Consider the following 24851-nt stretch of genomic DNA (forward strand, 5'->3'; position numbering starts at 1 on the left):
CATCGTCGTATGGGTGAGGACCCATTCATACGGCATACGAGATACACGGCGTGATGCGCGACCACGCGGTCGTACATCACGCGCAACGATCGGAGGGCGCACAACATGGGGCTCATATCGGCGATGCAGGGGTTCTGCGTCATCGGCATCATCATTCTCATCGGCTACATCGCGGCTCGCTTCCGCATCGGCGGGCCCACCGCGCAGATGGTGCTCAACAGGTTCAGCTATTTCGTGTCCACGCCGTGCCTGATGTTCGCGATCCTGTCGAAGGAGCATCTGTCGGACGTGTTCAAGCCGTCGATCGCGGTGGCGATCGCATGTGCGGTGGTCACGGGAGCGATATTCCTCTGTTTGAACGCGACGATGTTTCACATGGGTTCGGCGGACACGACGATCGGCGTTCTGGTCTCGATGTACATGAACGCGAACAACATCGGTCTGCCGATCGCCACGTACATTCTCGGCAATCCGGCCGCGGTCACGCCGATCGTGCTGATCCAGCAGGTGCTGTTCACGCCGATCGCGCTCACGTCGCTGGACCTGTCGTCGCGTGGCAAAGTGAGCGTGAAGGCGATCGTGACGCAGCCGCTGCACCAACCGATTCTGATCGGCGTGATGATCGGCATCGTCGCGTCCGCGGTCAGCGATGCGGCCGGCTGGTTCGTCGTACCGAGCTATATCTACGATCCGATCAACATCGTGGGCAATTCCGCGGTGCCGCTGATCCTCATGGCGTTCGGCATGTCGCTGCACGGGTCGAAGCCGCTGGGCAGGGATTCGAACCGAGCGGCCACGATCACTGCCGCCCTGTTGAAGAACGCGATCATGCCGCTCGTCGCGTTCCTGATCGCCTACTTCATGGGTTTCCGTGGCGCGGAACTATACTCGTGCGTGGTGCTGGCCGCGCTGCCCACCGCGCAGAACGTATACAACTATGCGTCCCGGTATGAGGCGGGCACCACGTTCGCGCGTGACGGCATTCTGCTGAGCACGCTGTCGTCACCGATCTTCATCTTCGTGATCGCAGGACTGCTGGGGTCGTGAGTGCCGACCTCATGAGGGTTTCATATGCGAGTTGGCTCCGATAACGTCCCATAGCCAACGCGTATGACGGCCTCGTCGTGTCTGCAGCCGTACTCCCCTAGACTCGCTGATATCCATACGGAATCCGCGGCGAATCATGGGGATGGCCGCTGCGGAAATACGTCTTTCATGGCAGTCCGACGAGAAAGGTCGATCAGTGAACAAACGCGAACGCGTGCTCAACGCCCTCAACAACCGTCCCGTCGATCATGTGCCGGTGGGCTTCTGGTTCCATTTCTCCGGCGAGGAGGCGACCGGCGAGCGCAACGTGCAGGCGCACCTCAACTACTATCGGCAGACGGATCTCGATTTTCTCAAGGTCATGTCCGACGGGTTCTTCAACTATCCGTTCAACGTGGAGATCACCGAGGCGCACGACTGGTATGGGCTGGAGCCGTTGCAGCCGCATGATCCGTGGATCGAGCAGCAGGTGGAGCGCGTTCGTGATCTAGTTGCGGCAATCGGCGATGAGCGCTGCGTGTTCTACAACGTGTTCGCACCGTTGTCGTATCTGCGGTTCGGCGCCGAGCAGGTGGGCCGTCATTTCGATCGCGTGGTCGCCGATCTGCGTGAGGATCCCAATGCCGTGCTGCACGCGTTGGACACGATCGGCCAGACCGCGTCGATTCTGGCGCGACGTGTGATCGAGGAGGCCGGAGCGGACGGCGTGTACTACTGCGTGCAGAACGGCGAGAAAGGCCTGTTCACGCCGGAGGAGCATCGTCGTTGGGTCAGGCCGTCGGATCTGTATGCGCTTGAGCATGCCAACCGGTATTCGGACAACAACATCGTGCATTTCTGCGGGTTCGCCGGCAAGGAGAACCAGCTGGAACTGTGGCAGGACTACCCGGGCAAGGCGGTCAACTGGGCGGTGCATGTGGACGATCTGTCGCTGAACGACGGTCGTCTGTTCTTCGGCGGCCGTGCGTCGCTGGCCGGTTTCGAGACCCATTGGGACGCGAACGGACATCGCGGCATTATTTATAGCGGCACCAAGGAGGAGCTGCAGCAGTACACGCGCGATCTGATTCTTGACCATGGCAAGCATGGACTGCTGCTTGGCGGCGACTGCACGATCGACGCGAAACTTGATTGGGAGCGTATCCGCTGGATCGTGGAGGCTGCGCGCTCGCTGTAGTTTCACGTAATCTCGCTGCAGTTTTGTGCTGGACTGAGGGGGTTGAGGAAAGGTTGAGACGTCTCTGACATCTCCCGTCCATCACCGACCACATATCCCCCGGCACCCCCGTTATCACTCGTATACTGAGGGATGACACGGGGTGCCGTTCTGCGTTCCGGCGGAGTTTCCCAAGGAATACGCCGATGACCGGATGGCTGAGAGACACCCGCCGAACCTGTACGGGCAATGCTGACGAAGGGATGTCATATATGACCGAAAACAACGCCGTTACGAATGCCGCCGACAACGCAGCTAACAATGCCGCCCTTGAGGCCGACACGGTCACGGCCGAGACCGCCACGACCACGTATGAGCGTCTGCGCGCGCTCGTGCACGACGATTGGGAGGCGGCAGTCACCCATCGTTTCGTCAGGGAGCTGGTGGACGAGACCATCGACCCGGACGTGCTGCGTGACTATCTGATCCAGGACTACCAGTTCTCCGAGGACTTCCTGTCGCTGCTCGGTCAGGTGCTGGCGTCGGCCGACACGATGAAGGCCAAGGTGCGTTATGCCGCGCAGCTCGGGTTCATTGCCGCCGACGAAGACACGTATTTTCAGGATCGCTTCGCCCAGTACGGTGTGAGCGAGGATCAGATCCTGCACCCTGAGCTGGCTCCGGCGAGTCTCGGTTTCAAGAAGCTGTACACCGACACCATCGAGACCCGTTCGTACAAGGATGGTCTGGCCGTGCTCGTGGTGGCCGAAAGTCTGTATCTGGATTGGGCCGAGCGTGCCACCGACCATGGTCGCAAGCTACCCGTGAAGCCCGAGCATCGCGGCTGGGTGGACGTGCATCGCGGCGAGTTCTTCAGCGAATGGGTGGACTTCCTGATCGCTGAACTCAACCGCGTTGCCAGCGCCGACGACCCCGAACTGCAGGAACGCTTCCGCACCGCCGTGAAGTACGAGCGCGGCTTCTTCGACGACGCCTACGCCAATAGGTAACCAAGACCGGGATGGTCGGCGGCGCCCCCACACGTTTCGGCTCCCCTCCCCGAGGGGAGCTGGCCACACACATACCAGCCAGAAAGAATCGAGAGAATCATGTGCGCCATCGCCATGCGCAATATCGACTACCAGCTGCAAATCGATGACGATTTCGGCCATAAATGTGCCATGCTGCTGCTCGGCATGCATCGATGGATCAATCAGCAAAGCACCAACGTCACCTTCACACCCGCCGGCAATCTGACATATAAAATCAGCATCAAATTAACGTTGGATCCCACCAAACATATTATGTGGGGCAATGATGAAAACCGGGAGAATCCCTACGTTGCGATTCCTCTATATTACATGGACAACGGTAATCATATTCATCTCAGCTTCTCTGACAACGATGGCCGCGAACTGATGACTTCCACATATACGGAAACTTCACAGATCACTATGGCAGCGCTCCAGTACTGCTGGGATCAGATTCCCGACCATGAAGAACTGAAATCAATAGTTGAACGATACCTTCGGACAGTATCTGATAACAAGGATTCATTCGACTTCGAGGATGCCCGCAATAAAGCATACACAAATATAATTTCCGATAACGATAAGGACAAAATACCAGCCGACATCCTCAGAAAGAAGCATCATTGGTATAGTCAGGAAATTGCTGGTCTCATATATCAGCTAGAAGAATCAACCACTACAGGCTCTGATAAACAATCAGGCGACAGCGCTTCGATACCTAACGCAATCAAAGACACATATGCAAGATATCTGGCATCTCTCCCTTCCCACAGATCCGACGACGAACAATTCTCTGGAGAGAAAAACGATAAACCCAATAACCAATCAACAATCGCTCTTCTCCTAGGAATTCATGAATTCATCAGCACAAATGTTTCTAAAGCTTCGTCTTCAGAGACAGAGCAAGAAGAGAATCAGAATAATACCGATGCCCTCATGGCCTTCCTGCTACTTTTATCCAATCTTTGCGAACAATACCCGGTCATTGTTTATGTTCACCGGAATGAATTGCAGCAGAAAATGCTATTCAATATCAAGTTCGACGACAGTTACCGTTCAACGGCCAGCATAGACGACTGGCTTAACGGCACAATCAAACACCCGCAAAAAACGTCTGCCACTTCTCTCAATACCATAAAGCACGGTCGCAAAATACTCGAGTTCATACCCCAACTCTTTCTTGGCCCTTTACATCTTGCCGATCACGTTAATCTCAGTTTCCAGTCATACGCATCGAGATCTTCACATATTGAAGTTACACCGATCGAGAACACGGTTATCACCAATGTTCATGAACTTGTTCCACATGGTCAGCTCGAAAGCAAAGAAACGAAAAACAAACCCGACGAATCCGATATCCGAATCCAATCATCGGCAGGACGCATTCATTGTGCCCGGTATATGAACCATCATCGATCCATCAGCCGTATTAGGCTAACAATCTTTCCGGATTATAGGAGTCTTCGATATTCCTCATTATGGGCAATGCTGTTATGCGCATTATCACTACTTAACCTCTATACAGCCACTACGGAATGCGAATCACTAGCCAGTCTATTTAGCGGAGACAATCTCATTGCCGGCCTATCGATGATTTTCACCCTATGGCTCGCAAAGACTCTTTCCGGAATCAATAATTCGATATCGGATCACATCAGGAAGAAACTCGACGACACCATATCGAAATCACTGATCTTCTACTCATTCTCTTATGCCATAACGTTTTTTAACACCAATAACCGCACTACGACTAATGACTGCTCCCTGCATTCTCTTAGCAGCATCGTCCCTCACACACCACTTGATCGGGCGGAGGTCTTAGTCTCACTAGTCCCTATCTTGATTTTTATCAAGACGATGATCTGGCTGTGCCGCTATAGCTGCAAGATATACATGGGAAAAGAATATTTCATAAATAGCGAAGAGCACAAACTTCATCATCGCGTATATTACGATCCCCAAAACCCGCCAGCAATGGATACCTTGGAAAAGGCACCATATAGCATTCTCGCAGAAAATAAAAAAGGGGAATTCATACTAGAACATCTTGATTCATATGTCAAAAGACAGTGGAGTAGAGAATAACCTAAAGAATCAATTGAATTTCAAAAGCACAAAGATTACAGACAAATGAAATCCACCCAATCAAAGGAGCAGAAGGCATGACTTTGCAGTATGAGAATATTCCGGAACCGGTGCATGATATTCCGCCGCTGAGCGAGTATGCAAAGTCGGTGATCGCACGGCTGGGCCTGGAGCCACATCCGGAGGGCGGATGGTATGTGCGCGACTGGCAGTCGTCGTCGCTCGCTCCCGCCGATTTCACATCGCCGACGCAGCATGCTGGATTCAGCATGGTTACCGGCAATCGCCCGCTGGCATCACTGATCTATTTCCTGCTGCCGACCGGCGATTTCAGCGACTGGCATCAGGTGGATGCCGACGAACTGTGGCTGTGGCACGGTCCGGGTCACGTGACGCTCGAACTGGCAGGTAGCGGCGATGCTCCGGATCCCGCGAAATCCGAGCGCATCGTATTGGGTTCCGGCCTTACTGGGGCGTATGAAGATCCGGATGGAGTCGGAACCGCCGATGGACTCCGCAATGGCACCGGCGCTGAAACCGATGTCGCCAATGCCAATGGCAGCGCCGCCGAACCCGTGATCGGCTACGCGATCGTCCCTGCCGGCGTCTGGCAGCGCACCATTCCCGGCGACGCCGACGCACTGGTCTCCTGCGTGGTCTCCCCCGGATTCACCTTCGACGGCTTCAACCTCGCGGACAACGCCAACTGAACGCCATCCATCACACCTGCGTGCTCCCTCCAAGGGAGGGAGCTGGCCGACAACGTCGGTCTGAGGGAGGGATAGCACTCCAACAACTCAAAAAGTGTCCAGTATGGACGAAACTTCCCATCCGAACAGGTGAAAGTGTCGTCCACACTCGACACTTTCGTCTCCCCATTCACAGCGTCAAATACCCGAATTCTGCTCTTTGGGGCGTCAAATTCCCGAAAATCGACGCGAAAACGGGAAGTTGGCGCCCCAAAGAGCAGATGTTCCCGCATTGCAAAACGATTCCAGCGAGCGGTCTCGCAATGCGGACGCGCAGAACACGCAAAACACGCAAAAGCGCCGGCACGATGTTTCGTACCGGCACCCCGTCACTTGACGGACTTGATGCTGAGGATGAAGACGCAGCCGAACAGGGCGATCGCAATCGCGACCGGGAAGGCGTAGACGTAGCCGAGCGACAGCGCGACGGTCGACATCACGATCGGACCGCACATCTGCCCGAGCGTGGTGGCCACGTTGAGAATGCCCAGATCTCGACCGGCGTCCTCCTTGTTCGGCAGCACGTCCACGTTGAGCGCCTGATCGATGGACGAGTAAATGCCGTATCCGAGGCCACCGATGGCGGCGAACAGGTACATGCCCATGGCCGAGGGGAAGATCCACGGCATGGCGATGCCGAACGCGAACGCGACGGATGCGACGACGACGGGCACCTTGCGGCGGCCGATCCTGTCGGAGATCGGACCGGAGACCAAGGATCCGAACAGGGAGACAGCCATGGTGATGACCGACATGACGGAAATGGTCTTGGCGGATTCGATGTCGCTCTGGCCGACGTAGTTCTGGATGATGTACAGCTGGTAGGCGTTGATCATCTGGTAGCTCAGCAGCATGCAGAAGCGTCCGGCGAACGCCTTGTAGAAATCGTGCGCGGTGGAGAACTTCGGCGGGATGAAGCTCATGGCCACGTCCTTGAGACTGCCTTCGTCCTTGGGCAGGAAGTCGGCGGACGCCTCGCGGGGAATGATGGCCACGGAGACCGGGCCGGCCAGGAACATGAGCACGCCGGCGAGCGCGAAGCCGGGCACCATGTTGGTGATGAAGAACGCGCCGAGCAGCGTGCCGATGGGTGCGCCCACCACGGATCCGGCGCCGTAGAACGCGGAGAGCGAGCCGCGCATGCCGGCGGGCACACGGTCGGAGAGCACGGCGACGAGCGGGGCGATCATGGCGTTGAGACCGCACAGGCTCGCGCAGTAGAAGATGGTGAGCAGCACGGGGTTGGTGGTCATGCCGGTGAGGAACAGCAGCACGCCGGCGAACAGCGCGCCGCCGAGGATCCAAGGCGTGCGACGGCCGAAGCGGGATCGGGATCGGTCGGAGAAGTTGCCGAACACGAGGTTGGAGACCAGACCGGCGATGGCGCTGAACGAGTTGACGATGCCGTTCAACGCTTCGGGCGAAATACCTTCGACGGATTTGAAGTGCTGGGGCATGAGCACGGCGAAGGCGATGTTGAGTCCGCTCATCCAGAGGATGCCGAATACGAGGAAGCCGACGCCGAATCGCAGCAGCGTGCCGCGGGAGAATGGCTTGCCGGTTTCGGGGCTGAGGTCGGGATTCTGTTCCGCGGCGGCCACGGCGGCATTGTATGCCGCGAGTCGCGCCTGCTTGGAATCCACCGAAGTCGGGGTCGGGGATGTGGCGGTCATGTGTGCTCCTGTCTTCGCTGACGTGAACGTGTGATGATGCGATGCGTTGCCGCGGTGTCGATAACACAGTCGGCAATGCAAGTGCCGACGACGTAATGCAGGTGTCACGATCGTGACGCCTCAATGGCTCATCGAACGTCATCGGCGGCATCGATAAGCACAACTTAGAAGCGGACCGATGGCATGGTCAAATTGTCAGAGCAATTTACTAACTTGATATCGTTGCAATTGCAAGGGTTTCGATATTTTTCGATTCAACCGCGCTCTCCACAACCGCAACCACCACAACCGCGCTCGCCGCAGCAAAGCAACCGCACGGTACACTCAGACGCACCACAACCGCACACCGAATCCACAGGAGGAAACGATGGTAGGCATCAAGGACGTTGCCGCACAGGCCGGGGTCTCGATCAGCACGGTGTCGTACGCCCTGAGCGGCAAGAGGCGCATCTCCCCCGAGGTTCGCCAGTATATTCTGCGGACTGCCCGCGAACTCGGCTACTTTCCCCATGGCGGCCCGCTCGTATCGTCCGGCAAACGTACCGGCTTTCTGGCGGTCAGCGATCCGATCCGCCCCACCACCACTGAGCGCACCTACGCCGGTTTTCTGATGAGCGTGGTCAAAAGCGCCAGGGAGCGCGGATACGACACGATCGTGCTGTCCGAGTCCGGCGAGCAGGCGCAGACGCGTCTGGAGCAGGTGACGGATGCCGGGCTGGTCGATGGCGTGATCCTGCTCGATGTGGACATGAACGATTCCCGCGTCAGCCGCGCGGAGATCTCCTCCGTGCCGTATGTGGCGGTGGGCGTGCCGCACGACACCACGCATCTGGCGTGCGTCGATCTGGATTTCGATCGGGCATGCGATGCGGCGGTGGATCGGCTGTCGCAGTTGGGACATCGTGATTGCATCTTCTTCGGCTCGGCGCCCGACGAATACCGCCGCCGGTCGAACTTCATCATGCGTTCGCTCGGCTCGCTGCAGCATTATGCGCGCAAATGCGGCATGACGTTGAAGGGATATGCGCCGCCCGCTGATTCGTCCGATGCGGGCTCCTGGGCGATCGGGTCGATCGACTCCCTGCTGGAGAAGGCGTTCGCCGCCCAGCCCGACGCGACGGCAATCATCGTGCAGTCCGATCTAACGTTCGTGGAGGCGCTGATCGGCCGTCTCTCACTGATGGGCAAACATGTTCCGCATGACGTGTCGGTGCTGTCGCTCACCACGTTGGGCGACGCGGACCGCCTGTCGACGCCGATCGACGAACTGCCGTTGCAGCCCGAACGCACCTGCTCCCGCGCGATCGACATGATGATGGATATTCTCGCCGGCCACGGCGTGCCGATGGGCACAGTGGAACGCATGGAGATCCCCTATCTTGATCGCGGATCGGTCACGCAAGCCCGTCGAAATCCATCGAAATGACGTTTGGGGAACGCATGCGCATCGATTACCGTGACTGTCATACACGCACAAACACCGAACGACGATCGTTACGGCAACGACGCCAGGCGGTTACGCAAGACGACACATGCCATCACGCAGCAAAGGAGCGGCTGATATGAAATTCACCAACGGCTACTGGATGAACCGACCTCACGTCGAGGCGCTGTACGCCCGTCAGGCCTACACGCTGAGCACGGGCGACGACGGCGAAAGCTTCGACGTGCTCGCCCCCACCAAGGAGGTGCGCGGCCGCAACGATACGCTGAATCTGGGCACGTTCGACGTGCGCGTAAGCACGCCGGCGGAAGGCGTGATCCGCGTGCAGGCGGCGCACTGGCTGGGCGCGGACGTCACCCCCGGCTTCCCGCTGAACATTGACGAGCCCGGCGAGCGCGACTACGTGTCCGTGAACGCGATCGGCAACGGCGACGGCGAACTCGGCGAGGATGGTGCGAGCATCACGCTCAGGTCCGGCGATCTCGAGGCCACCGTGGTCAAGGGCAGCCCGTGGAATCTCACGTTCAGTGCGAACGGACGCACGCTCACCGCCAGTCAGGGCAAGTCGCTCGGCCGGTTCCTGCTCAACGAACTGTCCGCCGTGAGCACCCAGCCGGTGGGCGAGTTCGGCGTCTCCAAGGATGGTTCGGCGTTCGACGAATCCGACGTGTTCAGCGCCATCCAGCTCTCGCTGGGCGTGGGAGAGACCGTCTACGGCTTCGGCGAGCGCTTCGGCACGTATGTGAAGAACGGTCAGACGATCGACATCTGGAATCAGGACGGCGGCACCGCGTCCGAGCAGGGTTACAAGGACATTCCGTTCTATATGACGTCGAATGGCTACGGTGTGCTGGTGAACAACCGCGGGCATGTTTCGTTCGAGGTGGGCAGCGAAAACACTGACGCTGTGCAGTTCTCCGTGCCGGGCGAATCGCTTGACTTCCTGGTGATCTATGGTCCGACGCCGAAGGAGATTCTGAACCGGTACACGGCTTTGGTCGGCCGTCCGGCGAACGTGCCCGCGTGGAGCTACGGCCTGTGGCTGACCACGTCGTTCACCACAAAGTACGATGAGCAAACAATCAATTCGTTCATCGACGGCATGGCTGAGCGTGACATCCCGCTCAGCGCGTTCCACTACGACTGCTTCTGGATGCGTGAGTTTCAGTGGACCGATTTCGAATGGGACAAGCGCTTCTTCGGCGACATCGAGTCCACGCTGGAGCGCCTGCACGAGGACAAGGGTCTGCATATCTGCGCGTGGATCAACCCGTACATCGGCCAGCGCGGTCGACTGTTCGCCGAGGGCAAGGAGAAGGGCTATCTGGTTCGCAAGCCGAACGGCGAGATCTGGCAGACGGACATGTGGCAGGCCGGCATGGGCCTGGTGGACTTCACGAATCCCGAGGCGCGCGACTGGTTCAAGAGCAAGGTGAAGACGCTGCTGCGTCAGGGCGTGGATGCCATCAAGACCGATTTCGGCGAGCGCATTCCGCGTGACGTGGCGTGGCATGACGGTTCGGCGCCGCTGTCGATGCACAACTGGTACACGCAGCTGTACAACCGGACGGTGTTCGAGGCCATCGAGGAGGTGTACGGCAAGGGCAAGGCGTGTCTGTTCGCGCGTTCCGCCACGGTGGGCGGTCAGATGGAGCCGGTGCACTGGGGCGGCGACTGCGAGTCCACGTTCAGCGGCATGGCGCAGACGCTGCGTGCGGGCCTGTCGATTACGAGCTCCGGTTTCGGCTTCTGGAGTCACGACATCGGCGGCTTCGAAGGCGCGTTCCCGGATTCGGCGGTGTACAAGCGTTGGGTGGCGTTCGGTCTGCTGGGATCGCATTCGCGTATGCACGGCTCCACCGTGTACCGCGTGCCGTGGCTGTTCGATGAGGCCGACGAAAAGAACGGCGTGGAGATCCGACCCGGTCAGAGTGCGGTGGACGTGGCGCGCAAGTTCGTCAAGCTCAAGCTTGCGCTCATGCCGTACCTGTATCAGGTGGGTCTGCAGCCGCATCTGAACGGCACGCCGGTGATGCGTTCGATGTTCATGGAGTTCCCCGACGACCCGACCTGCCGTACGCTCGACCGTCAGTACATGTTCGGCCCGTCACTGCTCGTGGCGCCGGTGTTCTCCTACTCCGGTGACGTGCAGTACTATCTGCCGGCCGGCACGTGGACCAACTGGTTCACCGGCGAGAAGGTGGTCAGCGAGCATGGTCTGTGGCGTAGCGAACGTCATGACTACGATTCCATTCCGCTGTGGGTGCGCGGCGACAGTCTGGTGGTCACCAATCCCGGTGCCGGCAAGCCAGATCGTGAATATGGTGTGGATGCGCTGGTGACGGTGTGTTTGGAGGAGCTGGGTGTTGGCGCCGGTGTCGGTGAGGCTGGCGGCGTTGGCATGGCTGACGGCAATGGCGCATCTGGCGGCGTGATCGAGACCGTGGTCACGGAGATGGATGGTTCGTCGGTGACGTTCACCGCCCGTCGCGCCGATGACGGCGTGGAGGTTCGTAGCTCCGACGGCCGTGAATTCCGCGCGCGTCTCGGCTGCGGCGACGATGCGCGGATCGTGGCCTCCGAGAACGGAACGGTTCTGTTGTAGTCCAAGCCGGTCGGGAGGCGCTGTTTTTGGGGCGTCAAATACCCGAATTCTGCTCTTTGGGGCGTCAACTTCCCGAAAATCGACGCAAAAATGGGAAGTTGGCGCCCCAAAGAGTAGATGTTCCCGCATTGCGAAACAACTCCGGCGAGTAATCTCGCAATGCGGATACACCGCGGCTCCGGACTACGCTGCGGTTACAGTTCCGGAACGACCTCGATCTTGAGGCCCTGCATGCTCAGCGCGTATTCCATGGCCTCGTTGATCTGGTCGAGCGGGAATACGTTGGTGACCAAATCCATGACGGGCAGGCCGCGGTCCTTGGCCTCCTTGAGGAATTCCTGCGCCTCGAGCCAGTCGCCGGCCTGATAGGTCCACGAGCCGGTGAGCTTGATCTCCTTCTGGCACACGTCCAGATGCGGGTTGTACGTGGCGTCGCCGGTGTTGGTGAAGAAGCCGACCTCGCAGTACGATCCGCCGCGACGAATGTACTTGAACAGGGCTGCGGCCGCAGCGGGCGAGCCAGTGCACTGGAAGCCCATCTCCGCGCCGAGCCCTTCAGTCGCCTCACGTACGGCGTCGGCCGCGGCGTCCACCGAGTCGTAGTCGGCAACGTTCACCACGGCGGTGGCGCCAAGCTTCCGGGCCATCTCGAGTCGTGCCGCCTTGGCATCGACGGCCACGATATTGCGAATGCCGTACGTCTTCAGTAGCGCGACGAGCAGCAGGCCGATCGGACCGCAGCCCTGAACCAGCACGTGCGACCCGTGCTTGAAGTCGTAGATCTTCTTGGCCTCCTCGACGGCGTGCACGATCACGGCGGCCGGCTCGATCAGAATGCGCAGGTCACGGTCGGGCATGTCGTTGACGTTGAAGATCACCGCGCCGGGATTGCACTTCATGTAGTCGGAATACCAGCCGTTGAAGAAGTGATCCTCGCCGGGCATCAGACCGTGGATCTCGCCGTTCTCGCACAGGTGGATCATGTCCGCACGACGACGGCAGATCGCACAGTGCCCGCACGGACGCAGACCGGTGACGATCTTGTCGCCCACCTTCAGCGGCTTGCCGGAATAGTCGGCGGTCACGTTCTTGCCGAGTTTGACGACCTCGCCGGTGGCCTCGTGGCCAAGCACGATCGGCGCGAATCCGAACGGGTCGGCACGGTATTCGGACTGGTCGGTGCCGCAGATGCCGCAGCCTTCGACGCGGACGAGCACCTCGTCGTCGCCGATTTTCGGCAACGGCAGCGTACGCACATCGATGTGCTTCGGCTCGGTGAGCACCGCGACGCGACCTTCGGCGGGAATGACGGGCTCGGCGGTGGGGATAGTGGATTCTTCGGACATGATCATTACTCCTTCGTGATGAACGAATGTCGTCACTGCTCACGTTACCCCCGTTTACTGCGTATTTGCGGGATTGATCGGGCGCCTAATTCACAGCGCCAAACACCCGTATCCCGCTTTTCGCAGCGTCAAAAGCCCTTACGATCCTGCCGAAAATGGGTATTTGGCGCTGTGAAAAGCGGATGTTCCCGCATCGTGAGACACGGCTCACCCCCTATACTGACAACTATGAGAAGAATGCCCAAGGTTTCCACTATGTGCACCGTCGCAGCGATCGCCAACGCCATCACGGCCATCCTCTACATCATTCACGGCAACAAGCTCCAGGCCACGCTTTATGGACTGTCCACGGTCATCTGGACCGCCATCACCGGCATCTACATAAAGCAGGAACAGGAACGCGAGAGCGAAGAGATCGAGGACTGATCGAATACATAACCGGATTCTGGGTATAACCGCATTACGAACAGGGGCATTTGCCACTCTTTATGATGCGGATATGCCCAAATCCACGTCATATCCGTCCGGATATACCCAATATGCTCAATCGAGTGTTGCTCCTCCGTCGACGTCGATGGTCTCGCCGGTGATGAACCCGGACTCGGGCGAGGCGAGGAACACGATCACCCTCGCGATCTCCTCCGGCTCGGCCGCACGCTTGACCAGCATGCCCGAAATGATCCGCGCACGCGTCTCATCACTCATCGCATCCGTCATCGGCGTATGCGTCAGACCAGGCATCACCGCATTCACCGTGATCCCATGAGGCGCATACTCACGCGCCGCACCACGCGTCAACGACGCCACACCCGCCTTCGACGACCCATACGCCACATTGCCCAGGAACCCGCCGCCATGCTTCGCCGCGATCGACGACACGTTCACGATACGCCCGTAGCCCTTCTCCACCATCCGGGGAGCGGCATGCACGATGTTCAGGAACTCGCCCTTCAGATTCACCGCAAGGATCCGATCCCACTGCTCGACCGACACGTCCTGCAGCGGCTGGCTGAGGATGACGCCCGCATTGTTCACCACGATGTCCGCGCCACCGTAGTCCGCGGCCAATCCATCGTGGATCCGCGTCACGTCGGCCTCGTCCGACACGTCACCCACCGCGGGCACCGCCTCGCCGCCACGGCGCCGGATCTCCTCCACCGTGTCGCGCGCGGTGTCGGGGTTGATGTCGTTGACCGCCACGCGCACGCCCTTCGACGCGAGCATGAGCGCCGTGGCCCGACCGATGCCACGACCCGCACCCGTCACCAAAGCCGTCTGATCCTCCCAACGCCTCACCGTCATTGCCATGTCCCCTTCCCGAGACTACCTAAGCCTGCGATAGACGAGATTGTTGATCCCATCCACAGAGCCTAGTCCGCTCGAACGGCGCCTGCTCAATATCGTCAGCCATCTGAAACGCCCGTTATCTCGCCGCATCTCGCCCCTCACACCCGGTTAAGGAACAAGTCGGTGACGTCAACGAATTAGCCACAAAAATGCGGCCGCCATCACTAGGATGGACGGCCGCTTCAGACAGAATGGCCTGAGTCGACAAAGCGGCTGCGGCCATTGAATCGGTCAGGTCAGGAGCTGCTACTTCTCCGAGGCGTCCTCAGGGAATGCGAAGAGCTTCACTACCTCGTTGGCAAGCAGATCCGTTCGACGCTGGATGTCCTGCGGCGTCCAGTCCGTCTTGGTTTCGATCGTCTCCCCGTTCGCGGTGTCCGGAATGCTCGCATTGAGACGGAAGGGGTGACGCATGCCCACGAAGTGCCCGTTGACGCGATAGTCACGCTTGGACTTGTCGTACGATTCCATGCCATCCTCGTACGGGTTCTTGGCGTTCACGAACGGCTTCTGCTTGAACTCGGAGTTGTACGGCGTGAGCGTGAGGTTGCCCAACAGATGCACGTACTGTCCCTGAACGCCTGCGGCTACTTCCGGATCCGGATTATCAGGCGAGATCATCTCCCGCCACCATTTCGGCAGGTTCTCCCCTTCCGGCAGGATGTGTTCGATGGTCCAGATCGGCTTGCCCTTGTTGCCGAGTTCATCCAGATTGTCCGGGTGCCCCTTGTCGAAGGAGCTGGGACCGGTCAGGCCACGCTCGAGCGCGATCAGCACGTATCGAGCGGTCTTCGCGTTCTTGTCGTACAGGCCCTCCGACTTCAGCGTCTCAAGGAAGACCGTATCCGAGGAGCTGATCTCCTTCAACGTAGACGCAATCAGCTGGACCGCGGCATCGCCGCGTGGACCGGTCGGCGCGGTCAGCTCGCGCACCAGTCCCAGCATGCGACTGCGCGTATTCGACGACTTCGGCACCAGCGTGATGTTACGGCGCACGTAGAAATCAATCAGCACGTCGAGGATCTGCGAAACATGATCATTGGTCAGTCCGAATGTCTTCTGATCGGAGAACAACGACAGCAGCAGCGGGATCGCCTGCGTGGAGTCCAGTCGCTTCAGTGCATCCAGCTGACGGTCGATCCTGGCGTCGGCATTGCGATGCCCATCGACCCTCGTGATCATGGCGAACAGTTCCGCTCGCGACAGCAGAGTGTCCAGATAGTTGCTTCCGCGACGGTATTTGTCCTGAATGACGGTTTCGTAGAGGCGCAGCGCCTTGCCCTTGGTGATCGATTTGGTACCGGTGGATTCGAAGACGTCGTAGTTGTTGAGCAGGAACTGGGTGACGATCGCGACATTCACATCCTCGTCCTTGGCAGTGAACGTACCTGCGAATTCGTCCCAGTCCTCAAGGGTCTCGCTCTTATCGATGCCCTTGCGGCTGGCTTCGCCAATGAACTGGCCCTTGAGCAGATCCACCAGAGTCAGAGGCAGTCCCTTGGAGTTCAGCGACGAGAACACCGAGAATGCGTCGCTCAGCTTGGAGACGGAAATCTGCAGCACGACGGTGGACAGCAGCTTGCGGTAGAACCGGTCCACTGAATCGACGTCGGGGAAGGCATCCGCGTCATCGAAAAGTTCACGGATATGACGATACCGGTTGACGAATATGCGGTTGCCTGAAATGTCTTCAGGATTGTGAGTCATTCGACTCAGCAAGCCACGGTAGTAAAACCGATCCTCATCCAGCGGAACGATGCGGGACGTGGAGGCGTCTTTCGGCTTGCCATCTCCGAGCAGTCGGAGATCGGCGGGAGCGGAGGCTGCGAATCGTTCGGAGAACCTTCTTCGCTTTGCGCGTGAGTATACCGATGCGCGAAATCACCGAACTTGTCCCATGCCGCCAAAAGGAACAGGGAGAGCGTGGTCAATCGCTGCTGGCCATCGATGACATCGAACACGCTGTCGTCGTTCGGGTCCGGATTCGTCACTAGCAGGTTTCCGATGTAATAGCCTTCATCCTCGGCCTGGATATCGGAGAACAGCTGCTCGATCTGCTCGTTCTTCCATGAATAGCGACGCTGATACTCCGGGATGTTGAACGTGTCGGCAAGCTTTTCGATGGGGAATAGTTCCGAGACTTTTCGGGGGTGGGAATCGATCTGCAAAGCTCCTCCTTGGTCGAGCTTTCATTTGGCGTGGGCCTTCCTGTCGGTCGCGTTGACAGGAAGCCGCTAGGAGAAATCGTACCCGGAGGTTGGCGGGTATGGAAGGAATGACTCGCGTAGACTTCGAGCTGATAACCATCCCCCCGTAGTCAGATTATTCAAGACATGATCTTTTATGAATATTGCCCGGTGCAAAGTGGATAAGCCTCGAAAGCAACGTTACGATCAGGGATTCGACTTCAATGACGCGCTCGAGGGTCCCATGGCCTCATACGTCGAGTACCCCACACCGGACACCGGGACAAAGGATAACTCTAAAAAGTGCAGCGACAACGGCAGCTCGCATCATCGGATGCTCCCTGTATATCAAGGCATGCTCGAGGCATACTGTGAGACCAGAAGACAGTGCCGCACTCTTAGAGCCTCGACTAGACATCTCTCACCGGCGACGAGATCTGCTTCGTCATCGACGGCGGATGCCATACGTATAGACTTGAGTAGGGCTGGGAAAATAGGAGGAAATACAATATCTTGTCCATCGAACAGTTATCTCGACAGCTTGAAACCAAGCAGAGGAAGTGTGCGGAGGCACGGGGAAAAATCAGCTACTACGGGAAAATCGCTGCAAACGAGTCGGAGAAATCCTCTAAAGCGTCACGCGCGGCCGAGCGGACCAAGAACGAAAGCACCATTCGGAGAAAGAAACAAGAAGCACAACAGCATCAAAAGCGCGCCAATGATGCCATGAACAGTCAATCGACATGGCAGAAAAAGCTATACCGTCTTGAGTCCGATATAGCTAGATTGATGAGGAAACTCAATGACGCGCGCACTGCGGAATCCAAGAAGATCGCAAAGGAAACCGACCGCAAGATAGGAGCCATCAACCCATTGGAAATCAACGTGAACGCACCCTTGGTCGATGGCGATAACTTCGGCAACGTCGCAGTGGGACAGAACATACAGCAGTCACAGGTCACGACCAGTTCCTCGAATGATCTCAGCGCATTGAGAGATGTGCTGAAGGACATCCTTGACCGACTAGACGCGCTGGAACTGACGGACGAAGACCGACAGGATCTCAGGGAAACTGTCACGGAATCGATCTCGGAGCTGGAGTCGGATACTCCCGATGCCGGTAAGCTCCGCACTCCCCTGCGTCTGATCAAGAGGATTCTTACCCCGATCGGCTCATCGATGGTTGCAGGTACTGCAGCAGGAGCTGGAATTCTCGCCCGGCAGTGGATTGAGCAGTTGGCACAGTTCCTTTAATTCAGCGGCAATTTCAGCAAAGGCAATAGCCGAATATGGATTCAGCCCTGTTCCCGCTATTCGCAGGGTCAGGGCTGATCTCTCATATTTATGGCTTGTCTATGCGGCGTCGACACCGAAGGTCTTGCTCACGTAGTCGGTGAGTTTGCCTTCCTTGGCGAGGCGCGCGGAGTCGGCCATCACGAAGCGCGTCTTGCAATTCCGACCGAACTCGTCGTTGGGGCCGAGGATGTAGTGCGTGGCGATCTGGTAGATGATCTCAGTGGGTGCAATGCCGTACACCTGATGCTCGAAGATGTGCCTTAGCCGCTCGTCTCCGTCGGGGTAGAGCTCGCGCATCCGCTCGCTGTTGTAGAGGCGTTTGACGATCTCCGTGATGAACAGGCCCGATTTCATGTACAGGTCCGCGAACGTGTGCTCCGGGTCGTCGAAGCAGCCGGGGTTCTCCTGCTCGAACAGGTCCACCATCTGCCTGACGACCTTCTTCGGCGTGAAGATCTGGTTGGTCCTCTGGGGTGGGATGTAGTCGAAGATGTCCTCGGTCTGCGATTCGTCGAAGTAGTTCGCCAGCTTGGACTTGAGCGTGATGAACTCGGCGACGGAATCGTCGAACACCACCGGGTCGAACAGGTTCCCGTCGAAGTGCGTGCCGTTGATGTCGCCGCCGTCGCGCAGCAGTCGGAACTGGTCCACGGTGATGGACGTGACCTCAAGGAACACGCTCGGCGGGATGATGGTGTCGAACGTGTCAAGCGTCGTGTCCTCATCACCGTAGGCCATGAGGAACGAGGGGATCGTACGGGAAAAGCCACGCAGATGGTCCTTGATGCTGTCCATGAGATTGGTGCGCTTGGCCTCGCTCTTCGCGGTCTCGACCTCGCGGACGATGGTCTGACCGGTCTGTTTGGCGACGTCGCCGGCGACGTCCTTGAGCTTGTCGTCAAGGGCCTGACGTGCTTCCACGTGCTTCTGGTCGTATTCGGCGTTGATCCGGTCGGCTTCCTGCGGGGTCTCGGCCTGTTCGAGCTGCTCGTTGCGTTCGTTCTCGATGATGTTGCGCTGGATCCTGAAGTCGCCGATGTGCCGGTTGATCTCGATGTCCGCGTCGGCCTTGACGCGACGCTCGATCTTGGTCTTCTGAGACGGCTTCAACGTGTCATCGTAATGCTGCTGGGCCACCTCGATGATGGGCGCGGTGATATGCGCACTCAATTGATCGGCCAGTGCATCAAGCTCCGCGTCCTCCTTGGAGGGCGTCTTCTGATTACTTGCGGCGTTCTCGATGAGGTCCGACATCGTGCTGTCGATCTGACTGTACAGCTTGTTGCCGAAGATATCGGCCGCGGTGCCGATGACCTGCTCGTCGGGGATGTCCACCTCGCCGTTCTCGTCGAGACGGGCCTCGTCGGCGGTCTCCTGCATGCCGCCAAGGTCCTGCGTGGGCTTCTCCACGGGCGTGAGCGTCTGGAGGATGTCCACGATGGCCTCGGGCGCGCGGAACACGTTGCTGATGTTCTGGAACAGGTAGTCGGACATGAAGCCGCGCTTGACGACCTCGCGCGAGCGGATCTTGCGCGGCAGGGAGAGCACCTTCTCGGCGTCGAGCTCGATCATCTCGCCGCCCTCGTCCTCGCCGAGCACCGGCAGGAAGTTCAGCAGCTCCCTCACGTTCTTCTTGTGCTCGTCGAGCGTGCCCTTGCCGCCTGCGGTGCCGGGATTGAGGTTGTTGGCGAACTCCTCGAAGATGGTCAGGGTACGCGCCGGGTCGAAATCGAACACGTACGCGTTCTCCTTGCGCAGATACCTGCCGGTGTTCGACTCATGGAAGAGGCAGGGGTTCTGCGCGCGGAACGCGGCCTGCATGTACAGGGCAGGGCTCTTCATGTTCGACAGCATGAGCACCGCCGTCCACTCCGGGATCGTCACGCCGGTGGTCAGCTGACCCACGGAGATGGTGATGGTCTTGTCATGCGTGGCGAGGGCCTTGGTGACGCGCACGAACGACTTCTCCGTCTCCTTCTGGTCGTCGATGCTGCCGTCGCCGGCCGCAAGGACGATCTCGTAGTCCTTGAAGACCGAATGCTTCCTGAGCTTCTTGGCGAGGGCCTTGGCGCTGTCCACGCGGTTGAGCATCCACAGCGTGTGCTTGAGCTCGTCGCGCAGCTCGGGCGTGGAGAACGGATACTTCGTCTGCGTGGTCAACGCGTCGAGGAACTTGTCCACGTCATCGTTGTGCCTGAAGAAGCCACGGTCGTCGGTGGCGAAGAACTCGTTGAGGTCGAACGCGTACTCGGCGGTCTCGCCGTCCAAGTCGATGCCGTGCGACGCCTTGTCCGCGATGATGTCCGACATCTGGTAGGTGAACAGGTTCAGCTTCGGCAGCGTCGCATACGGGTTGGCAAGCTCCGGGTCGGGCCAGTCACGCTTGGCCCGCTGCTCGTCCGCATACGTCCAATTGTAGATCGCATCCTCGGGGAACTTCTCGTTGGCGAGAGCCTTGAACGGCGTGCCGGACAGGTGCAACGTGAACCGTCGGTTGATGTGGTCGAACGCCACATCGGTCTTATACGTGTCCACGCCCTCGTGGGCCTCGTCGATCACGAGCACGTCCCACTCCAGATTGCGGACCTCCTCCAGCTTCTTGTACGGACCGCCGAAGTAGATGGAGCCCTTGATGTCCTGAAGACTGACGAACTCGATGCACTTGAGCGCGTCGCCCCTGACCAGAGCCTTGTTGAACATGGAACGCGACATGACATACGGCTTGCCGGCCAGCTCGGAAGTCTCCGATACGAACGTGTACCCGGACTCCTTGCCAAGGAACTTCACATAATCCGAATACCACGAATTAGCAATGGCCGGACGGTTCGTGACAATCAGCACCTTATCCGCCTGCAGCGCCTTGCACAACGCATACGTGGACAACGTCTTGCCGAAACGCGGCTTCGCGTTCCACAGAAACTCACCACCCGGATGGATACGCGCGTAGTCCGCGGCCGTGTTGACGGCCTCCTGCTGCTCGTCGCGCAATGTGTATGGGACCGCAGCGGGCGTGTCCAGCACACCATGATTCTCACGGAAATCATAGAAGTAACCGCGACTGGTGGGGCCATCCGTGTGGAACCATTCTGGAGGCTTGCCGCCCGGCTCGATCGGCTTCATGCGCTCGACGCCAAGATTGCTCAGATACGCGTGGAAGTCCGTGTCATGAAACGTCTCGTCGGTGCCCTCATAGACGGCATTGCCGTTCCATTCCTTGTGGGCCCGGATATTGGCCGTAAGGGTCTGCTGGCGAATACGGTCATCGACGTTCTGCTCGGTGTAGCCGATCTTGATCCAACCGTCATGGGTGCGCACGTCAGGCGTCGTATAGGCATAGATCTGCGGAACGGCCGGCGCAGAGCTTTTGACGCTGGAAGTAATGTCTCTGATGCCCATCAGTCCATCTCCTTCACATGCGATTCGATGAATTCAATTTCCTTGTCATCCAAGCCGTACTTCCTGTAAAGCTGCTGATCGATATTGACAATGGACGTTGACCAGTCAACGTCGGAATGATCAGAAAAATCCTGAAGCGGGACCAATTGCCATGTATCTGGCTTGACATCTTGTGTCACTTTAAGCGCACCAAGCAAGGCACGTGTAAATTTTGCAGAAATATATTTCTTGCAAGCAGCCGCCTCTTCTTGATCGTCAAACGCGCCGATGCTGATAAATGTTTCCGTATTGCCTACCATTGGTCCCAAAATTATGGGCGGAGTCAGCGCTTCGCCGAATGTACCTGAACCATTAGCTTTAGACATGGCAAGCTTGTACTTTCCATAATTCACGACCGCAGAAGTTCGGATATATCTCTTCTTGACCCATTTTTCCACGCGATCATTGTTGGTTCTGCCGAAGATACGCATATACTCATCGCCATCATCTGGTTTTACGCTATAGAAAATTTGTGGCAGTAAATCAAAAATGTTCGTCGAAACATCATAAAGATGCCCATTGCTAAGTTGTGAAGCAGCTTCAGGATGCTCTTTATGAAGAAGATCCGTAAATCTATAGGCCGTACGACTAACCACGATGTCGTCGAACGGTAAAAACTTCTTATTGACGACTTTACGAATAATGGAGTTAAGTTCAGGATAGGGCGTAAAAGTGCCAATCGGACCAATTTGCTGACTATCGTCGCGATAAGTGACAACTACCCCCCCTGATTTCCACGGTCGGGAAAACCGATCCGCTGTCGGAGACATACTCAGCCACCTTCAGATGCTGGTCGTCAAGCATCTTGCGGTTCCACGCCTTGGGTGTCGAACCGGCATTGAACAGGAACCTCGCAGGGGTGATGAGTTCGACCTTCTCACCAACCTCATATGCCGCATCCATAAAATTCGGGTAAATCGGCTTCTGGAACGTCTTCTGACCGCCCACGGATTCATCTTGGTATGGAGGGTTGCCGATGACGGCATAGAACTTCTTCATACTCATACTCCTTTGCTCTTCTTCAATGAAGCAAATGTCTGCGGACGGCGCTTACGCCAGTCATAAATCAGACAGGGCTTGGCTTTCTCCTCGATCGGATCGTCGATGGTGTCGAATAGATCCATCGGCTCGATCTCCCTAACCGGCACACTGCTGGGCGGAGTATCGGTAAACCCGTCCATCTGCCACAGGTTCCACGCGATGATGTTGGCGACGTGCTGGATCTCGCTTAGATCGGGCTCCTTATTCCATCGCGCCTGCATGTGTTCGACGAAGGTCTCCAGCACGTTGATGCGCGCGACCAGCAGGTTGTCGCCCTGGTACTCGTACCCGTATGTGCTTTCGAGCGCCCGGTAGGCGTATTTGCGCCACATGATGTAATCATTCGCGTTCTCGGACACCACGCGCAGCTTGCGGTCAAGGAACCCGATGCGCGATTCCACAGGCAATGGCTGCCCCGTTACGGTGTCGTAGCGCGAGCAGATGAACGGGGCCTCGCCGCAGGTGATCTCCAGACGCAGGCAGTCCACGTAGTCGTGCCAGTCGAGTTCGCCGAACTCCACGGGCATGGGCGTCGCCGCCCACGTGTCGCCGTCCATGATGGTGAACGCTTGAGGCCTGCCGAACCACTGCTCGTCGATGTCGTCGTTCATCCGGCAGCACAGCCACGACGGGGTGAACACCTCGGCGTGCGTGCGCGTGCGGGCCGCTTGGCTCTCGGCATCCTTCTCGGTGCGGGGCATGATGAGGTCCGAGTGTTCGCCGGTGATGCGGTCGAGCGTGATCTCGTCGTACATGCCATAGCCGGCGCCCAGCTGCTCATACTCATTGTCGGCCCAGATGATGTTGCGCTTCGTCGTCTTGTCCCACAGCAGGCTTTTCAACACCTTTTCCGGATAACGCTGAAGAAACGTATCAATAAAGTCCTTGGTGGCCAACCCAGTACTTCCGGCATCCTCGAGAGCGTCCACACCATTCCCCCCTCGCCGCCGTATAGCCGGTTTGTCCGTCAGAGTCGTTGGCATGCTGGACGATCCTGCCTTTCAGATTGACCATGGCTCGCCGGGAGACGGCTCACCCCTTCGAGCTCGCGCAGCTAAAGGCGCAAGTCCTCTCAGTATACCCAGAAACCGCAAGATCAAGCGGAAACGATCAGTGAGCCAGTATCATGGAATACGATTAGACACGGGAATGGAGAAACAACTCATGACCCTCATCTCACATCTACCCTATGACCCCAAATGGATAGCTCTACAGAGAGAGGCTAGCATGTCCGGGCGCATGCTCTCTCTTGGATTGCATGCGCTTCTCGATGCAGACTACATGAATCAAGAATTGTATTACACAGGTTTTTTTAATATCACAATAGCGCTTGAACGCATTTACAAACTCATTCTGGAGTCACATGAATACAGCACTAACGGTAGTTTCCTTACCGATAATCAGTTAAAAAATGAAGGTCACGATCTCCTAAAACTCTATGAAAGGACTCAAAAATCAATTAATCCAGTAACCAAAAAGTTGAACGATAGCCCCACTATGCCAGACGAAGAACTTACAAAGGTACTGACTTTCCTAACAGACTTTGCCAAGAAAGATCGGTACTTCAACTTTGTTTCGTTGGGGAAAAAGGGAGCAGCAGATCCCGTCTCCCGATGGCACAGACTCGTTCTTAAGTGGCATAAGCAACCTCCTCTTACCCAGGAGCAACTGGATATTCTGACCAAGGCTCAAATGCAAGACAACCAACCGCGCAGTTTGTATGACATTAATTACTTTGATGAGCGTGGCAACAATCTCGAATCCAACGAGCAATGCCAGCAAGCGCTCTTCCTAGCGGAACATGTTCAAAGGGCAGGCACTCTGATTCTTTTTAAAATCGCAAAGGCCGCCACGAATCAACTGTGCTCATATTCAAATCTCTATGATCCAAAAACACAATCAGAGATTTATAGATCATCTAACCATCTGATATCACAAAAAGAATTGGAACAAGAAATAAACAAACCACAGCCTCTACAATTACCTAATTTCGAAGATTTTTTCACAAAATTCCACCAATCAGAAGAGAGATATCTACGTTTTGTCAATGAACGTCAGGAGACTCGTTATGCCTCTGAGTAGAATTCATACATGAATTTGACAAAAACATGAAGTCATGAATAAACAATTTGCGACCATTCGTCTTTTCAACATTGACGCCCAATGGACAGTTCAGTCTCTCATAAATACTAACAAACATTACGAGGCTTCGATTGATCCGCACTGAACGTACGCGGAAAATGGACACTCTACGAAGCTTCATACGGCTATCTTGTCCTCGTGAATAACGACGACAGGCCGCAATACCGTCAATTGTCCAGAGAGTGTCCATATGCATGGAAAGTTCCTTGCAGCGCTTCGGCATGCCGAGCGAAACCTTCTTTAACGGTCAATCTCTTGTCCGCCATGG

At 57.3% G+C, this 24851-nt stretch carries 19 protein-coding genes and 1 pseudogene; 11 read left to right on the plus strand and 9 right to left on the minus strand.

Annotated features, from left to right (window positions below):
• Positions 1–105: 105 nt before the first annotated feature.
• The 5 genes from Tam10B_RS03065 to Tam10B_RS03085 all read left to right on the plus strand — a co-directional run bounded on the left by Tam10B_RS03065 (position 106) and on the right by Tam10B_RS03085 (position 6029).
• Complete coding sequence (locus tag Tam10B_RS03065; protein ID WP_233133555.1) at positions 106–1047, plus strand: AEC family transporter; 942 nt, start codon at positions 106–108, stop codon at positions 1045–1047.
• Between the two features lie 196 nt (positions 1048–1243).
• Positions 1244–2224, plus strand: a complete 981-nt coding sequence (locus Tam10B_RS03070) for a uroporphyrinogen decarboxylase family protein (RefSeq protein ID WP_093959806.1) — start codon at positions 1244–1246, stop codon at positions 2222–2224.
• Positions 2225–2475: 251 nt separating this feature from the next.
• Positions 2476–3213 (plus strand): TenA family protein, encoded by a 738-nt coding sequence (locus Tam10B_RS03075; RefSeq protein WP_093959807.1) that lies wholly within the window; start codon positions 2476–2478, stop codon positions 3211–3213.
• Positions 3214–3312: 99 nt separating this feature from the next.
• Positions 3313–5319 (plus strand): hypothetical protein, encoded by a 2007-nt coding sequence (locus Tam10B_RS03080; protein ID WP_093959808.1) that lies wholly within the window; start codon positions 3313–3315, stop codon positions 5317–5319.
• Positions 5320–5396: 77 nt separating this feature from the next.
• Positions 5397–6029, plus strand: coding sequence for a cupin domain-containing protein (locus Tam10B_RS03085; RefSeq protein ID WP_093959809.1), 633 nt, complete (start codon positions 5397–5399; stop codon positions 6027–6029).
• Positions 6030–6397: 368 nt separating this feature from the next.
• On the opposite strand, the gene Tam10B_RS03090 is transcribed toward Tam10B_RS03085, so the two are convergent.
• Positions 6398–7741 (minus strand): MFS transporter, encoded by a 1344-nt coding sequence (locus Tam10B_RS03090; protein ID WP_093959810.1) that lies wholly within the window; start codon positions 7739–7741, stop codon positions 6398–6400.
• Between the two features lie 367 nt (positions 7742–8108).
• Between Tam10B_RS03090 and Tam10B_RS03095 the strand changes: the two genes are divergently transcribed.
• Together Tam10B_RS03095 and yicI are read left to right on the plus strand one after the other, a co-directional pair.
• A complete protein-coding gene (locus Tam10B_RS03095; protein WP_093959811.1) occupies positions 8109–9167 on the plus strand; it encodes a LacI family DNA-binding transcriptional regulator in 1059 nt (352 codons plus the stop codon).
• 136 nt (positions 9168–9303) lie between these two features.
• Complete coding sequence (gene yicI, locus Tam10B_RS03100; protein ID WP_093959812.1) at positions 9304–11790, plus strand: alpha-xylosidase; 2487 nt, start codon at positions 9304–9306, stop codon at positions 11788–11790.
• 194 nt (positions 11791–11984) lie between these two features.
• Here the strand turns inward: yicI and Tam10B_RS03105 are convergent, their stop codons facing one another.
• The gene (locus Tam10B_RS03105; RefSeq protein WP_093959900.1) at positions 11985–13136 is read right to left on the minus strand and encodes a zinc-dependent alcohol dehydrogenase; all 1152 of its coding nucleotides are present in this window, start codon (positions 13134–13136) and stop codon (positions 11985–11987) included.
• 255 nt (positions 13137–13391) lie between these two features.
• Between Tam10B_RS03105 and Tam10B_RS13200 the strand changes: the two genes are divergently transcribed.
• Complete coding sequence (locus Tam10B_RS13200) at positions 13392–13562, plus strand: hypothetical protein (RefSeq protein WP_158214114.1); 171 nt, start codon at positions 13392–13394, stop codon at positions 13560–13562.
• 117 nt (positions 13563–13679) lie between these two features.
• Here the strand turns inward: Tam10B_RS13200 and Tam10B_RS03110 are convergent, their stop codons facing one another.
• The 3 genes from Tam10B_RS03110 to Tam10B_RS03120 all read right to left on the minus strand — a co-directional run bounded on the left by Tam10B_RS03110 (position 13680) and on the right by Tam10B_RS03120 (position 16651).
• Positions 13680–14444 (minus strand): SDR family NAD(P)-dependent oxidoreductase, encoded by a 765-nt coding sequence (locus Tam10B_RS03110; protein WP_093959813.1) that lies wholly within the window; start codon positions 14442–14444, stop codon positions 13680–13682.
• Between the two features lie 285 nt (positions 14445–14729).
• Positions 14730–16190, minus strand: coding sequence for an HNH endonuclease family protein (locus Tam10B_RS03115; RefSeq protein WP_093959814.1), 1461 nt, complete (start codon positions 16188–16190; stop codon positions 14730–14732).
• Positions 16191–16195: 5 nt separating this feature from the next.
• The gene (locus Tam10B_RS03120; protein WP_093959815.1) at positions 16196–16651 is read right to left on the minus strand and encodes a DUF262 domain-containing protein; all 456 of its coding nucleotides are present in this window, start codon (positions 16649–16651) and stop codon (positions 16196–16198) included.
• Positions 16652–16826: 175 nt separating this feature from the next.
• Here Tam10B_RS03120 and Tam10B_RS13785 point away from each other — a divergent pair.
• Together Tam10B_RS13785 and Tam10B_RS03125 are read left to right on the plus strand one after the other, a co-directional pair.
• A pseudogene (locus Tam10B_RS13785) lies at positions 16827–17048 on the plus strand (YfbU family protein); the annotation flags it as partial.
• A 134-nt stretch (positions 17049–17182) separates the two neighbouring features.
• Positions 17183–17923, plus strand: coding sequence for a hypothetical protein (locus tag Tam10B_RS03125; protein WP_093959816.1), 741 nt, complete (start codon positions 17183–17185; stop codon positions 17921–17923).
• 99 nt (positions 17924–18022) lie between these two features.
• On the opposite strand, the gene Tam10B_RS03130 is transcribed toward Tam10B_RS03125, so the two are convergent.
• The 4 genes from Tam10B_RS03130 to Tam10B_RS13355 are packed head-to-tail and all read right to left on the minus strand — an operon-like array spanning position 18023 to position 23283.
• Positions 18023–21361 (minus strand): DEAD/DEAH box helicase family protein, encoded by a 3339-nt coding sequence (locus Tam10B_RS03130; RefSeq protein ID WP_093959817.1) that lies wholly within the window; start codon positions 21359–21361, stop codon positions 18023–18025.
• A complete protein-coding gene (locus Tam10B_RS13345; protein WP_198947513.1) occupies positions 21361–22170 on the minus strand; it encodes a hypothetical protein in 810 nt (269 codons plus the stop codon). Before Tam10B_RS13345 ends, Tam10B_RS03130 begins: the two co-directional genes overlap by 1 nt.
• Positions 22097–22399, minus strand: coding sequence for an Eco57I restriction-modification methylase domain-containing protein (locus Tam10B_RS13350; protein ID WP_198947514.1), 303 nt, complete (start codon positions 22397–22399; stop codon positions 22097–22099). The genes Tam10B_RS13345 and Tam10B_RS13350 overlap by 74 nt, the downstream gene beginning before the upstream one ends.
• A 2-nt stretch (positions 22400–22401) precedes the next feature.
• Positions 22402–23283 carry a restriction endonuclease subunit M gene (locus tag Tam10B_RS13355; RefSeq protein ID WP_198947515.1) on the minus strand — a complete coding sequence of 294 codons (882 nt, stop codon included), beginning with the start codon at positions 23281–23283 and terminating at the stop codon, positions 22402–22404.
• A 322-nt stretch (positions 23284–23605) separates the two neighbouring features.
• Between Tam10B_RS13355 and Tam10B_RS03140 the strand changes: the two genes are divergently transcribed.
• Positions 23606–24523: a hypothetical protein gene (locus Tam10B_RS03140; protein WP_143248519.1), complete on the plus strand. Its 918-nt coding sequence runs from the start codon at positions 23606–23608 to the stop codon at positions 24521–24523.
• Positions 24524–24851: the final 328 nt, after the last annotated feature.

This window comes from Bifidobacterium vansinderenii (assembly GCF_002234915.1).
GTDB lineage: Bacteria > Actinomycetota > Actinomycetes > Actinomycetales > Bifidobacteriaceae > Galliscardovia > Galliscardovia vansinderenii.

Coding starts and splice junctions, on each gene's coding strand:
- Tam10B_RS03065 (WP_233133555.1), top strand. CDS start 106: ATGGGGCTCATATCGGCGATGCAGGGGTTCTGCGTCATCGGCATCATC.
- Tam10B_RS03105 (WP_093959900.1), bottom strand. CDS start 13,136: ATGTCCGAAGAATCCACTATCCCCACCGCCGAGCCCGTCATTCCCGCC.
- Tam10B_RS13345 (WP_198947513.1), bottom strand. CDS start 22,170: ATGTCTCCGACAGCGGATCGGTTTTCCCGACCGTGGAAATCAGGGGGG.
- Tam10B_RS13200 (WP_158214114.1), top strand. CDS start 13,392: ATGTGCACCGTCGCAGCGATCGCCAACGCCATCACGGCCATCCTCTAC.
- Tam10B_RS03095 (WP_093959811.1), top strand. CDS start 8,109: ATGGTAGGCATCAAGGACGTTGCCGCACAGGCCGGGGTCTCGATCAGC.
- Tam10B_RS13350 (WP_198947514.1), bottom strand. CDS start 22,399: ATGAAGAAGTTCTATGCCGTCATCGGCAACCCTCCATACCAAGATGAA.
- Tam10B_RS03075 (WP_093959807.1), top strand. CDS start 2,476: ATGACCGAAAACAACGCCGTTACGAATGCCGCCGACAACGCAGCTAAC.
- Tam10B_RS03110 (WP_093959813.1), bottom strand. CDS start 14,444: ATGGCAATGACGGTGAGGCGTTGGGAGGATCAGACGGCTTTGGTGACG.
- Tam10B_RS03090 (WP_093959810.1), bottom strand. CDS start 7,741: ATGACCGCCACATCCCCGACCCCGACTTCGGTGGATTCCAAGCAGGCG.
- Tam10B_RS03130 (WP_093959817.1), bottom strand. CDS start 21,361: ATGGGCATCAGAGACATTACTTCCAGCGTCAAAAGCTCTGCGCCGGCC.
- Tam10B_RS03140 (WP_143248519.1), top strand. CDS start 23,606: ATGACCCTCATCTCACATCTACCCTATGACCCCAAATGGATAGCTCTA.
- yicI (WP_093959812.1), top strand. CDS start 9,304: ATGAAATTCACCAACGGCTACTGGATGAACCGACCTCACGTCGAGGCG.
- Tam10B_RS03085 (WP_093959809.1), top strand. CDS start 5,397: ATGACTTTGCAGTATGAGAATATTCCGGAACCGGTGCATGATATTCCG.
- Tam10B_RS03115 (WP_093959814.1), bottom strand. CDS start 16,190: ATGACTCACAATCCTGAAGACATTTCAGGCAACCGCATATTCGTCAAC.
- Tam10B_RS03080 (WP_093959808.1), top strand. CDS start 3,313: ATGTGCGCCATCGCCATGCGCAATATCGACTACCAGCTGCAAATCGAT.